General features: G+C 70.1%; 10 protein-coding genes. 3 read left to right on the top strand and 7 right to left on the bottom strand.

The annotated features are described in order from the left end of the window. Positions 1–436 precede the first annotated feature (436 nt). From A7A76_RS07035 to A7A76_RS07025, 3 genes are all read left to right on the top strand, one after another. Positions 437–2,320, top strand: coding sequence for an MFS transporter (locus tag A7A76_RS07035; RefSeq protein ID WP_206410521.1), 1,884 nt, complete (start codon positions 437–439; stop codon positions 2,318–2,320). Between the two features lie 146 nt (positions 2,321–2,466). Further along, entirely contained in the window at positions 2,467–2,793 is a 327-nt protein-coding gene (locus tag A7A76_RS07030; RefSeq protein ID WP_206410520.1) for a CD225/dispanin family protein, read from the top strand. 22 nt (positions 2,794–2,815) lie between these two features. After that, positions 2,816–3,235, top strand: a complete 420-nt coding sequence (locus A7A76_RS07025) for a DUF2752 domain-containing protein (RefSeq protein ID WP_206410519.1) — start codon at positions 2,816–2,818, stop codon at positions 3,233–3,235. Between the two features lie 124 nt (positions 3,236–3,359). Here the strand turns inward: A7A76_RS07025 and A7A76_RS07020 are convergent, their stop codons facing one another. The 7 genes from A7A76_RS07020 to A7A76_RS06990 all read right to left on the bottom strand — a co-directional run. Next, positions 3,360–6,215, bottom strand: coding sequence for a TonB-dependent receptor (locus A7A76_RS07020; RefSeq protein WP_206410518.1), 2,856 nt, complete (start codon positions 6,213–6,215; stop codon positions 3,360–3,362). A 93-nt stretch (positions 6,216–6,308) separates the two neighbouring features. Beyond that, positions 6,309–7,316, bottom strand: coding sequence for a FecR family protein (locus A7A76_RS07015; protein WP_206410517.1), 1,008 nt, complete (start codon positions 7,314–7,316; stop codon positions 6,309–6,311). Further along, positions 7,313–8,173, bottom strand: coding sequence for an RNA polymerase sigma factor (locus A7A76_RS26030; protein WP_343225297.1), 861 nt, complete (start codon positions 8,171–8,173; stop codon positions 7,313–7,315). The genes A7A76_RS07015 and A7A76_RS26030 overlap by 4 nt, the downstream gene beginning before the upstream one ends. 410 nt (positions 8,174–8,583) lie before the next feature. Beyond that, positions 8,584–9,495 (bottom strand): regulatory signaling modulator protein AmpE, encoded by a 912-nt coding sequence (gene ampE, locus A7A76_RS07005; RefSeq protein ID WP_206410516.1) that lies wholly within the window; start codon positions 9,493–9,495, stop codon positions 8,584–8,586. Between the two features lie 230 nt (positions 9,496–9,725). Continuing rightward, positions 9,726–10,670: an NAD(+) diphosphatase gene (gene nudC, locus A7A76_RS07000; RefSeq protein WP_206410522.1), complete on the bottom strand. Its 945-nt coding sequence runs from the start codon at positions 10,668–10,670 to the stop codon at positions 9,726–9,728. A 32-nt stretch (positions 10,671–10,702) separates the two neighbouring features. Further along, entirely contained in the window at positions 10,703–11,077 is a 375-nt protein-coding gene (gene erpA, locus A7A76_RS06995; RefSeq protein ID WP_206410515.1) for an iron-sulfur cluster insertion protein ErpA, read from the bottom strand. Positions 11,078–11,260: 183 nt separating this feature from the next. Then, on the bottom strand, positions 11,261–11,932 hold a 672-nt coding region (locus A7A76_RS06990; protein ID WP_206410514.1), incomplete at its 5' end, for a DUF6776 family protein.

The raw sequence follows: 11,932 nt of genomic DNA, 5'->3' as shown, positions 1-11,932 counted from the left end.
GAAGGCGGGGGCGGCCGCGCCGAGCGCGCCGAGCGGGCCGGCGAGCAAGGCCAGCGCGGCGCCGCCGAGCAAGCTGCGGCGGTGCGAATCGAGGGGGCGGTCGGTCGGGACGGCGATGGTCATGGCGGGTTCCGGGCGTGGCGGCGGGATGGCGCCATTTCGCCGCGCCGGGGTATCGCCCAGGTGTCGGCCGCCCGCGGTTTTGTATGCCAGCGTCGGTCCCGGGCGCAGCGATACAGTGGGATACAAACTTGCGGCCGGACGCCGGCGCCCACCCTCCGCGCTCCGGTCTAGGCCCGTACCCTGGCCGGGCTACTTTCGCGCTACCCGCCTCGACCCGCTACACCCGCGTCAGCCCCTTTTGCTAGGCTCCCAGCGCGAATCCTTCGCATGAGCCGCACATCGAGGTGCGGACCCGACCGGACAGCAGGACGGCATGGCGCACAACCAGTTCGCGTTGCTCACCCAACGGCGCTTCCTGCCGTTCTTCCTCACCCAGGCCTTCGGCGCCTTCAACGACAACGTGTACCGGCAGGCGATCATCGGCCTGCTGTTCTACCTCGGCGTCAGCGACGAGCAGCGCACGCTGTACACCAACCTGGCGCCGGCGCTGTTCATCCTGCCGTACTTCCTGTTCTCGGCCACCGCCGGGCAGATCGCCGAGAAGCTGGAGAAGCACAAGCTCATCCGCATCACCACGACGATGGAAATCGTCATCATGTCGCTGGCCGCGGTCGGCTTCTTGACCCAGAACATGTCGATCCTGCTGGTCGCGCTGTTCTGCACCGGCCTGCAATCGACCCTGTTCGGGCCGGTCAAGTATTCGATCCTGCCCTCGGTGCTCAAGCCCGAGGAACTCACCGGCGGCAACGGCCTGGTCGAGATGGGCACCTCGATCTCGATCCTCGCCGGCATGATCTTCGGCGGCCTGATCTTCACCCTGGCCGGCGCGCACGGTCCGATCGTCGCGGCGGTCGCGATCATCGCGCTCGCCGTCACCGGCAACCTCGTCAGCCGCCTGATCCCGCGCGCCGACGCCGGCGAGCCGGGGCTCAAGATCCACTGGAACCCGATTCCCGAGTCGCTGAAGATCCTGCGCATGACCCGGCGCCAGCCGGCGGTGCGCAACTCGATCCTCGGCGTGTCGTGGTTCTGGTTCGTCGGCACCGTGCTGACCTCGCAGCTGCCGGGCTACGCCGAAGACAATCTCGGCGGCGGGCCGACGCTGTACATCTTCGCCCTGGCGCTGTTCTCCATCGGCACCGGCGCCGGCTCGATGCTGTGCGAGAAGCTGTCGGCGCGCACGGTCGAAATCGGCCTGGTGCCGCTGGGCGCGTTCGGCATGACCGCCTTCATGGTCGATCTGTTTTTCGCCCATCCCGGCATGGCCACGGCCAAGGGCCTGGACGTGAGCGGCTTCGTCCACAGCCCCGGCGCGTGGCGGATCATGCTCGACCTGGTCGGCATCGGCGTGTTCGCCGGCTTCTTCGTGGTGCCGCTGTTCGCGCTGATCCAGAACCGCTCGCCGAAGAACGAGCTGTCGCGCGTGATCGCCGGCATGAACATCCAGAACGCCGCCTTCATCGTGCTGGCGGCGGTGCTGGGCGTGGTCGCGCAGCGCTTCGCGCACTGGACGATTCCGCAGGTGTTCCTGGCCCTGGCGGTCGCCAACGCGCTGGTGGCGATCTACATCTTCACCATCGTGCCCGAGTTCCTGATGCGCTTCCTCAGCTGGGTGCTGGTGCGCGCGCTGTACCGGCTCAAGGTGGAAGGCACCGAGAAGATTCCCGACGAAGGCGCCGCGCTGATCGTGTGCAACCACGTCAGCTACATGGACCCGCTGATCCTCAGCGCCAGCGTGTCGCGGCCGATGCGCTTCGTCATGTACTACAAGATCTTCAACATCCCGGTGATGAACTGGATCTTCCGCACCGCCAAGACCATTCCGATCGCCGGCGCCAAGGAAGACCCGCAGGTGCTGCAGCGCGCGTTCGAGGAAATCGAGGCGGCGCTGGCCGACGGCCAGCTGGTCGGCATCTTCCCCGAGGGCGCGCTGACCAAGGACGGCGAGATCGCGGCGTTCAAGGCCGGCGTAGAACGGATTCTGGAGAAGAATCCGGTCCCGGTGGTGCCGATGGCGCTGCGCGGCATGTGGAGCAGCATGTGGAGCAAGCGCGATTCGCGCCTGCGCCGGATGCGGGTGCCGCGCCGCTTCCGCGCCGCGGTCGAGGTGGTGGCCGATCCGCCGCGCGATCCGCACGGGCTGACCGCGCAAAGCCTGGAAGAACAGGTGCGCGCGCTGCGCGGGGACCGCGCCTGAGTCCACGCCCGCGCGCGGCCGGTCGCGCTTCGCACCGGCCGCCGCCGCGCGCCACGCCCGGTGTGCCGCGAGCGCGCCGGCGCTGCTAGGATGCCGGCAACCGCCGCCGTTCCGGCGCGGATCTGCAGACTCAGGAGAGAGTCGAAATGAACCAGCCCGTCGCCGCGCCCTCGCCGTACCAGACCTACCTGCCCTGGTCGATCACCATCACCGTGCTGGGCGCCTGCTTCTGCTGCCTGCTCGGCGCCGCGCCCGGCGTGGTGGCGATCGTGTTCGGCAGCCAGGTGAACAGCAAGTTCGCCGCCGGCGACGACGCCGGCGCGCGCCGCGCGTCGGAGAACGCCAAGCTGTGGTGCTGGATCGGCACCGCGGTGGCCGCGCTGGGCATCGTCTGGACCATCGTGTCGTTCTTCATCAACGGCATGTCGTTCGTGCCGAACGGTGGCCTGGAAAAGCTGATCCAGGGCCACTGAGCCCGCACCGCCGCGCCCGGCCATGCAAGCCCCCGCCCGCCATTACGCGCTCGCCGCGACCGTCGCCGCCTGCGGCGCGGCCGCGGCGGCCGGCGCGTGGGTGTTGCAGCGGGTCGATCCCAATGCCGCCGGCAGCCCGCTGCCGGGCTGCGTGTTCTACCGATTCACCGGGCTGTATTGCCCGGGCTGCGGCATGACCCGCGCGTTGCACGCGCTGGTCCACGGCGACCTGGCCCAGGCCGTCGCCATGAATCCGCTGCTGCCGGTGCTGATGGTGGCGCTGCCGCTGCTGGTGCTGCACAGCTTCGGCTATCGCCTGCCGTTGCCGCGGCGCGCGCTGGCGACGCTGCTCAGCGCGAAGTTCTGGCTGCCGCTGCTCGGCGGCTTCTGGCTGCTGCGCAACCTGCCGTGGCCGCCGTTCTCGTGGCTGGCGCCGGGCTGAGCCGGCGCGCGGCTTGGGACGTGCTGCTTGGAACGCCCTGCTTAAACGTGCTGCTTAGAACGTGCCGCTTAAAACGTGCTGTTTAGTACGCGCGGCCTAAAACGCGCGACTTAGCGCACGCCGCTCAGAAGCGATACATCGCGCTCAACAGGTAATAGCGCCCAACCGGGTCGTCGTCGACCAGGCTGTAGCCGCCGCCGTTGTAGTCGTAGTTCACCGGGCGGCGGTCGTTGAGGTTGCTGATGTTGAGTCCGATCAGCCATTTGTCGAAACCGCCGTAGGCCAGGTCGAGATCGAGCAAGGTCGCGCTCGGGGTGCGGCAGCGCATCGGCGTGTCGAGGAATTTCGCGCACGCCGAGCCCGGCGCGTTGCGCGAGACCGTCGCCGGCCCCATGTAGTGCGCGTTGAGCGTGGCGATCCAGTCGCGATAGCTCCAGCGCACGCTGCCCAGCACGGTGCGGTTGGGCGTGCCGAAACCGGAGTAGTCCAGTTCCGGTGCCAGCGGATGCACGCGGCGCAGCAGGCGGTCCATGTAGTGGCCGTTGATGCGGAAGCCGAAGTTGCCCCAGCGCTGGGTCTGGCGGCGATACTCGGCGCTGAGCTCCCAGCCGGACACCTCGGTGCTGCCGTAGTTGCCCAGGTAGCGCTGCGCGCCGACCAGATAACCGTATTCGTCGGCGACCAGGGCGTCGGCGAACAGCTTGGGATAGGCGATCGGCTCGATCGGCAGGATTTCGTTGCGGCGGCGGATCCGGTAGCGGTCCAGGCTCAGCGTGACTTCCTCGCTCGGCGTCCACACCACGCCGAAGTTGCGGCTGGTCGAGGTCTCCGGGCGCAGCTTCCCGTTGATGCGCGAGGTCACGTCGACTTCGCAGAACTCGCCGTACTGCACCGCGCACGGCAGCGGCGCGTCCGCCGCCAGCAGATAGTCCTTGTTGTCGCCCATCGTGATCGGCCGGCGCAGTTCGGCCAGGGTCGGCGCGCGATAGCCTTCGCCGGCCGAGACGCGCAGGATCAGCGACTTGAACGGCTGCCAGCGCAGGCCGAACATCGGCGAGACCTGATTGCCGTAGCCGGAGCTGCGGTCCAGGCGCCAGGCCGCGTCCATCCACAGCTTCTCGTGCAGCGGCACGTTGACCTCGGCGTAGATCGCCGAGGTGTTGCGGCTGGCGCGACGCAGGTCGAACTCCTGCGCCAGCGCCACATCGCCGTTGAGGAAGGCGTCGTCGGGACGGTTGGTCAGCACCTCGCGCCGCGCTTCGAAACCGGCGGCCAGGCTCAGCTCGCCGCCGGGCAGTTCGGTCAGCGGGCCTTCGATGCTGCCCGACAGCGTGTCGAGCACCATCTCGCCGCCGAGCGTGGTCAGCGGCGAGATGCGCTCCAGCAACTCCGGCGCATTGGTGTCGGCCTTGTTGAAGTGCAAGGTCTTGGCGCCGACCGCTTCCTCCACCACCGGCTCGCTGATCAGGCCGGCGATGCGGTTTTCGACCTTGTTGCGGCGCTGCGCCAGGCTCACGTCCCAGTCCCAGCGGTCGCGGAACCCTTTGACGCCGACGGTGAAGTCGCGCGTGGTCGTGGTGGTGCGGCTGCGGATCGGCCCGACGTCGGAGAACCAGTAGTTCAGGCCCAATCCGTAGAAGCTGTCGGGATGGCTGCCGGGCAGCGTCACCACCGCGTTGAACGGCGCGGTCTGCACGTCCAGCCGCACCCGGGTCGCGCGCAGGTCGGCGTAGAACTCCTTGTTGTCGCCGAAGGGCTGGCGGAAATAGGTGTACAGCGCGTTGCTGTCGATGCCCGGCTGCAGGCTCACGTAACGCGGCAGGTCGAGCCGGCAGTCGGTGTCGAAGCGGGGATTGGTCAGCTCGTCCGCGTCCTCGCAGCCCTGGGTGGGAATCACCCAATACGCATTGCCGTAACCGTAGCCGGAACGGTAGCGCCCGTCGGCGCCGCCGTTGCTGCGCTGGTCCAGCGTCGCCCACGAACGCTGGCTGCCGAGCAGCGGGTTGCGGATGAAGCGGTCGACGCTGACGAACACGCTGCCGCCGCCGGGCGTCTGTTCGCCGAAGCTGGCGTACTGGCGCTGCTGCTCGGCGTCGCCGCGCTGCGACACGCCGTAGCTGGCGCCGACTTCGGCGCCGCGGTAGTCCTTCTTGAGGATGATGTTGACCACGCCAGCCATGGCGTCGGCGCCGTAGATCGCCGAGGCGCCGCCGTGGGCGATCTCGATGTGGTCGACCATGCTCAACGGAATGCCGTTGAGATCGGTCAGCGCGCCGTAGTCGGTCGAGACCAGGCCGTAGTTGGCCATGCGCCGGCCGTCGACCAGGAACAGCGTCGCGCGCGGGCCCAGCGAGTACAGGCTGGCCGAGGCGGCGGCGGCCGAGGGCACCTGGCTGGCGCCGTTCTCGGTGGCGACGTTGCGCGGGTGGTGGCCGCTCATGCCCGGCATCAGCCGCAGCACGTCGAACAGGGTCTGGTGGCCGCTGGCGCGGATCTGTTCGTTGGTGATCAGGGTCAGCGGCAGCGAGCTTTCGAACGCGGCGCGGCCGATGCGCGAGCCGGTGACGTGGACGGTGTCCAGCTCGGTCGTGGTCGGCCCGCGCGGCGCCGGCGCCGGCGCGGCGGCGGTCGCCACCGGCTGCGGACGCGGCCGTTGCCGCGGCGCCGGCTGCAGCAAGTAGACATTGGCTTTTACGGCTACCGCGGTGAGGCCCGTGCCCTCCAGCAGCCGGGCCAGTCCCTCGCGCACCGGCGGCTCGCCGCGCAGGCCGGGAGTGCGGCGCCGCGCCACCAGGGCCGGCGAATAGCTCAGCTGCAGACGATTACGGGTGGCGAACGCGATCAGCGCGTCTTCCAACGCGCCGGGAGCAATGGTGTAGCCATCGGCTGGAATATCGCCTTGCGAGGCCGGCAGGGCCAGGGCCAAAGGCGAGAACGTCAGCGCGATGGAAACGATGAACGCATGGGAAATCTTGGCCATCCACCAACCGCATCGATCGGGCTACAGCTGAACCGGAGCGCCCCCTGTCGTTGGCGCCGTCCAACCATATCACCGCCGCGGCGGCCAGGGGGCTCAGCCCGGATTGCGATGCAGGACAATTTCGTCGTTCGTCGAGCGTTCGGCCTTCAGCGACCAGCCCTGTTCCAGCACCTTCAGCAGGGCCGCCTGGTCGCCGGCGTGGAACACGCCGCTCAACGTGATCTTGCCCAGGTCCGGATCGGCCAGGCGCAGCTTGGTCGCCGAGTAGCGGTTCATCTCGGTCAGCAGCGAATCCAGGCGGCGGTCCTTGAACACCAGATCGCCGCTGGGCCAGGACGTGGCCAGGCCGACGTCGAGCGGTTCGGGCGGGGTCATGCGGCCGCTGTGGTCGTAGCTGAGCTGCTGGCCCGGCGACAGCGCGCTGCCGGTTTGCGCCAGCCCGTTGGAGACCACCACCGCGCCGTCGATCAGGCCGACGTTGACCTCGTTGCCGTTCTTGCTGACCTGGAAGGTGGTGCCGATGTCGCGGATGGTGCCGGTGCCGGCCTTGACCGAGAACGGCCGCGCCGGATCGGCGGCGACCTCGAACTGGACGCGGCCGCGATCGACTTCGATCTCGCGTCGCTCGCCGCTGAAGCGCGCGAGGATCGCGGTGTCGGTGTCGAGCATCACCTGGGTGCCGTCGGCCAGCCGCAGCGAGCGCTGCTCGCCGACCGCGGTGGCGTAGCGCAGGCTTTGCGCCGGCGCCGGCGCGCGCAGCCAGCCCACGCCGACCACGGTGGCGACCAGCAGCGATGCGACCATCGCGGTCGGCGCCCACCAGCGCGAGCGCGCGTTGGCGCGTCCGGTCTGGCGCCAGGCGATGCGCGCGGCGGCCTGCAGCATCTCGTCGCCGGCCAGTTGCGCGGCGGCCTGATGCGCGCGCTCGGCTTCGACGTAGGCGGTCACGTGGGCCGGCGAGGCGTCGAGCCAGCGCTCGAAGTCGGCGCGCTCTTGCGCCGTGCATTCGGGCGAATCCAGCCGCGCCACCCAGGCTTCCGCGCGGTCGTCGTGCGGACCGGGCGCGTTGGCGTTCGTCGATGTGGGCAGTGTCGTGTTCATGGCTCTTGCAAGGTCTCGTAGCCGCTTTCCTTCATGCGCGCGCGCAACAGCGCGAGCGCCCGGCCGATATTCTTCTCTACCGCCTTTACAGAAATGCCGCAGTGTTTCGCGATCTGCGTGTAACTCATTCCGTTGATGCGGTTGAGCAGGTAGATCTGGCGGCTGCGCACCGGCAACTGCATGATCGCCGCGCGCACCAGCGCCAGTTCCTGCTCGGTCGCCACGCGCTGGTCGTGGCTGGGTTCCTGCGACGGCAGCGCGTGGTAGTCCTCGTCCAGGCTCACGTGCTCCGGCGCGTGGCGGGTCTTCTGCCGGCGGCCGCGATCGTTGAGCGCGTTGATCGCGATGCGGTACATCAGGATCTTCAGCGCATCGGCCGGCTGGTCGCGATAGCGCAGCATGCGCATCATCGTTTCCTGGGCGATGTCCTGGGCGTCTTCGTGCGAGGCCGCGGACTTGCGCAAGAACGCGATCAGCGCCTCGCGGTTGTCGCGCAGGAACGCGACGAAATCGTCGTCCTGCGTTTGCGCCGTCGCGGGCTGGTTCGCTGCCGATGACTCCTCGCCCACGTCCACCTTCGCCCACGCCCCGGTTATCTGCTTCGATACTACCCCGCCCTCCGCGGCGGGGGGGCCGACGAAGCTCGATTCGAAGCCCGACCGCTCCTGCGCGCCGCTCGCCGGCGCCAATCCGATCCGGCCGATGCCGGCTGGGTTCAAACCGGCCGGGTTCAAGTCGGTTTGATTCAAGCCGACTTGATTCAAACCGACTTGATTCAAACCGACTTGAAGCAGCGAGGTGTAGCGATTCGCCAAATCCAACTCCTCCGCAAGCGTGATGACTGGCGCAAGACGCACATTCCGAGCCTACGTGGCACACGGGGCCCGATCTTCCCGCCGGGCTCCCGTGCGCACGCAAAGCGCGTTCCTTCGTCGCTGTCGCCGTTGTCTGGCTGGCTGCCGTCGCGACCGCGCCCGAAGGCGGCGGCCCGGTCCTGCCCTTTTCGCGCTGCGCGGATCGTCCAGCCCCCTCGGCAGGACCGCCTGCAAACGCCGGGGTGGCCAGCGATTCAGGCTCGCGCGACTCGCGATTTGTGCAGAACCTGAACGTTCAAACGCAGTCCGGCGCGCGCCCCCCTACCCGCATCCGTGCGCCAGCGTGCGGAAAGTGCGCGAAATGCGTCGAAACCGCGGCCAACGCGCGGTCGCGGCGGACGGACGGGGGAAATCGCCGGACCGGCGGCGCGGCCGCTGCGGGCCGCGGCAGTTCAGGCCACGAAGCCGGCGATCACGAACAGCGCCAGCACCGCCAGCCACACCAGCAGGCTGCGCCAGACCAAGCTCATGGCGTCGCGCAGCTCGGGCACCTCGCCGGCGACCACGGCCACGCTCTGGCCCGGCACGCCGGATTCGTTGACGTAGTCGGCGGCCTCTTCGGCCAGTTCGCACTTCACGCTCGCGCGCGCGACCGCGCCGAGGAAGCGGTTGTCGAGGCTGAAACGGGCGCCGCCGGCTTCGCGCCAGGCGCCGAGCACGGTGTCGAAATTGCCGACCAAGGCCATCGCCAGGGTCAGCAGTTGCGCCACCGGCCAGTCCAGCAGCGCCAGCAGGGTGCGCGCGCCGGCCAGGGTCTCGCCCGACAGCCGCCGCGACGCCTCGCCTTCGGCCGCCAGGGCCACCAGGCGATAGCCGAGCGCGCCGACCGGGCCGAGCAGCAGGAACCAGAACAGCACCCCGAACCAGCGCCGCAGCGCGCTGCGGAACACCGCCTCGACCAGCGAGGCGCCGTCGAGCGCGGGCGTGGCGCCGTCCGGCCACAGCCGCGCGGCGGCCTCGCGGCGGGCGCCGGCGTCGGGCGCGGAGGCCAGCGCTTCCACGTCCAGGTCCAGATCGCGCGGGCCCCAGGCGTAGAACAGGATGAACACCGCGAACACCAGCCCGCCCAGGCCCATCAGCGGTTCGGCCAGGGCCAGCTGGAACAGGCCCACCGCCAGCAGCGGCGGCGCCAGCGCCGCGACGATGCCCCAGCGACTGCGCCAGAAGCTGCCTTCGGGGAAGCGGCTGTCGATCCAGCGCAGCCAATCGTCGTACCAACCGAAGTGGCGCACGCCGGCGGCCAGGGATTGGGCGAGATGGCCGAGCACCAGAGCGACGACGGCGGCGATCAAGGTGACGGACATCGGGGCGACGCTCCTGGCGTGGCGAATCTGGCCCGGATTCTAGCGCGACCGCGTGCAGGCGCGGTCGCGCTGCGCGAGAGCGCTGCGGCGGGCACAAACGCATCGGGCCTGAAGGCCCTCCCACAAAAGCGCGCTGCAATCGGCTCCGGCGGAGCAGCCGCAACCTGGTCTTGTGGGAGGGCCTTCAGGCCCGATGCTGTCCGCTCCGGCGCCGCGCCCCTTGCCTTCGGTCAACGCCGCGCGCGTTGCTCGGCGGCCACGCGCCATTGCTCGATCAGCCAGCGCGAAATCGAAATGCTCGGCGACAGCAGGAAGCCCTCGCCATCGTCCGCGCCGCCTTCGCCGCGCGCCGCGGCGGCGCGCACTTCTTCGAGGGTGAACCAGCGCACCTGCTCGAGCTCGGCGCTGCTTTGCGGCTCGTCCGCATCGGCTTCGGCGGCGAAGCCGAGCATCAGCGCGCCCGGGAACGGCCACGGCTGCGAACCCAGGTAACGGCAACTGCGCACGCGCACGCCGGTTTCCTCCAGCACTTCGCGCGCGACGGTCTGCTCCAGCGATTCGCCCGGCTCGACGAAGCCGGCGATCACCGAGAACCGGCGCGGCGGCCAGCCGGCCTGGCGCCCCAGCAACAGGCGCTCGCCGTCGCTGACCGCGACGATCACCGCCGGATCGGTGCGCGGATAGTGTTCGGTGCCGCACTGTCCGCAGCGCCCGGACCAGCCGGCGCGTTCGAACCCGACCGCGCCGCCGCAGACGCCGCAATAACGATTGCGGGTGCGCCAGAACTGCAGCGCGCGGGCCTGGGCGAACACGCTGGCGTGCAGCAGCGACCAGTGCGCGGCGGCGGCGCGCAAGTCGACCCGGCGCGGCGCGTCGAAGGCGACCAGTTCGGCGTCGATGCCGAACCAGGCGCCGCCCTCGCCGTCCAGGCCGAGGAAGATCGCCGCGCCCGGGCCGCCGGGCCCTTCGCTGAGCTCGCGACCGAGCGGCGCGCGCAACGCGCCGTCGTCGTCGGCCAGCGCCTGGCCGGAGGCGTCGAGCACGATCACCCGCGCCTGCGGCCACAGTTCGGCCAAGGTATCGGGTTGGTCGCGCAGATGGTCGGCGCGGTCCAGCGCGGCGCGCCAGGCCGCGTCGGCTTCGACGAAGGCGAAGGGGCGCGCGGCCTGGGTCAGGGCGGCTTCGGCGGTGCTCACTGGCGGCGTGTTCAAACGCCGAACGACGAACCGCAGCCGCAGGTGGTCTTCGCGTTCGGATTGCGGATCACGAACTGCGCGCCGTGCAGGCTTTCGGTGTAGTCGACTTCCGCGCCCATCAGGTACTGCAGGCTCAGCGGATCGACCAGCAGGGTGACGCCGTCGGTCTGCACCGCCAGGTCATCCTCGCCTTGCTGCTCGTCGAATTCGAAACCGTACTGGAAGCCCGAGCAGCCGCCGCCCTGGATGTAGACGCGCAGCTTGAGCGCGTCGTTGCCCTCTTCGGCGATCAGCTCGCGCACCTTGCGCGCGGCCGAGGAGGTGAATTGCAGCGGGCGATCCAGCGACTGGTAGCCCGGCGCGGCGTTGAGCGTGGCGATTTCCATGGGTCAAGGATAAGGCCGCGCGACAAGCATTCAAGCGCGCCAGGCGAACACTGCGGGCCGCGGTTCGCGGCGATGGGATTGAGCAAAGCGCGGGCGCGGCGCGGGCGCGCCAGTGGCGGGCCCGGCGGCGCGGGCAGGATCAGCACCGGCCCGGCAGGACGGGCGCAGCCGGAGCGGGCGCGATCAGCCGCCGGCCGGGCGACCGGCCTCGGCCGTGGCCGGAGCGGCCACCACGTCGCGGGTCGCGTCGGCCCAGGTGAAGGATTGTTCGACCGCGGCGCCCGATTGCGGGGTCAGCAGCACCGTGACCCGCACCGGGGTCAGCCCGGCGGGCACGAACACGTCGCCTTCGACCTGTTCGAAGTACTTGAACGAATAGCCCACGCCCGGCGCATCGGCCTGCTGGCGCAGGTCGGTCCAGGCCAGTTTCTCGAGCTTGCCGTTGCGGGTGCCTTCCAGGGCCAGGCTGAGCCGGCCGGCGCTGACCGCGCCGCGGTTGAGGTTCTGGGTCAGGGTGGTGGTGAAGTGCCAGGCCGACGGCGCGCCGCTTTGCGGCTGCATCTTCAGCGCGTGCACGGTCAGGCCGCGGCGCTGGCCGGTGGCGCCGACCAGGCGCTCGTAGAAGGCCACATCGGCGCGCAGGCCGGAAATCTCCTCGTCGCGCTCGGCCAGCGCGCTTTGCAGGTCGCGGTTGGCCTGGCGGCTGATCGCGTCGGAACGGCCCAGGGTGGCCACGCGCTGGCGCAGCTGCTCCAGTTCGGCCTGCATCTGGCGCGGGGTCGGGGCGGCGGCGCCGGCCGCGGCCGGCGGCGGCGCGCCCTGGCCGCTGAACGAGCGCCACAGCCCCCAGGCGCC

Source organism: Lysobacter enzymogenes (genome assembly GCF_017168095.1).
GTDB classification, from domain to species: Bacteria; Pseudomonadota; Gammaproteobacteria; order Xanthomonadales; family Xanthomonadaceae; genus Lysobacter; species Lysobacter enzymogenes_D.
Note: the sequence above shows the minus strand (reverse complement) of the source record. Positions and strands in the feature narration are given on the sequence as shown.

Bases quoted from the DNA above. Each gene is read 5' to 3' on its own strand.
- A7A76_RS07035 (WP_206410521.1), top strand. From the start codon at position 437: ATGGCGCACAACCAGTTCGCGTTGCTCACCCAACGGCGCTTCCTGCCG.
- A7A76_RS07030 (WP_206410520.1), top strand. From the start codon at position 2,467: ATGAACCAGCCCGTCGCCGCGCCCTCGCCGTACCAGACCTACCTGCCC.
- A7A76_RS07025 (WP_206410519.1), top strand. From the start codon at position 2,816: ATGCAAGCCCCCGCCCGCCATTACGCGCTCGCCGCGACCGTCGCCGCC.
- A7A76_RS07020 (WP_206410518.1), bottom strand. From the start codon at position 6,215: ATGGCCAAGATTTCCCATGCGTTCATCGTTTCCATCGCGCTGACGTTC.
- A7A76_RS07015 (WP_206410517.1), bottom strand. From the start codon at position 7,316: ATGAACACGACACTGCCCACATCGACGAACGCCAACGCGCCCGGTCCG.
- ampE (WP_206410516.1), bottom strand. From the start codon at position 9,495: ATGTCCGTCACCTTGATCGCCGCCGTCGTCGCTCTGGTGCTCGGCCAT.
- erpA (WP_206410515.1), bottom strand. From the start codon at position 11,077: ATGGAAATCGCCACGCTCAACGCCGCGCCGGGCTACCAGTCGCTGGAT.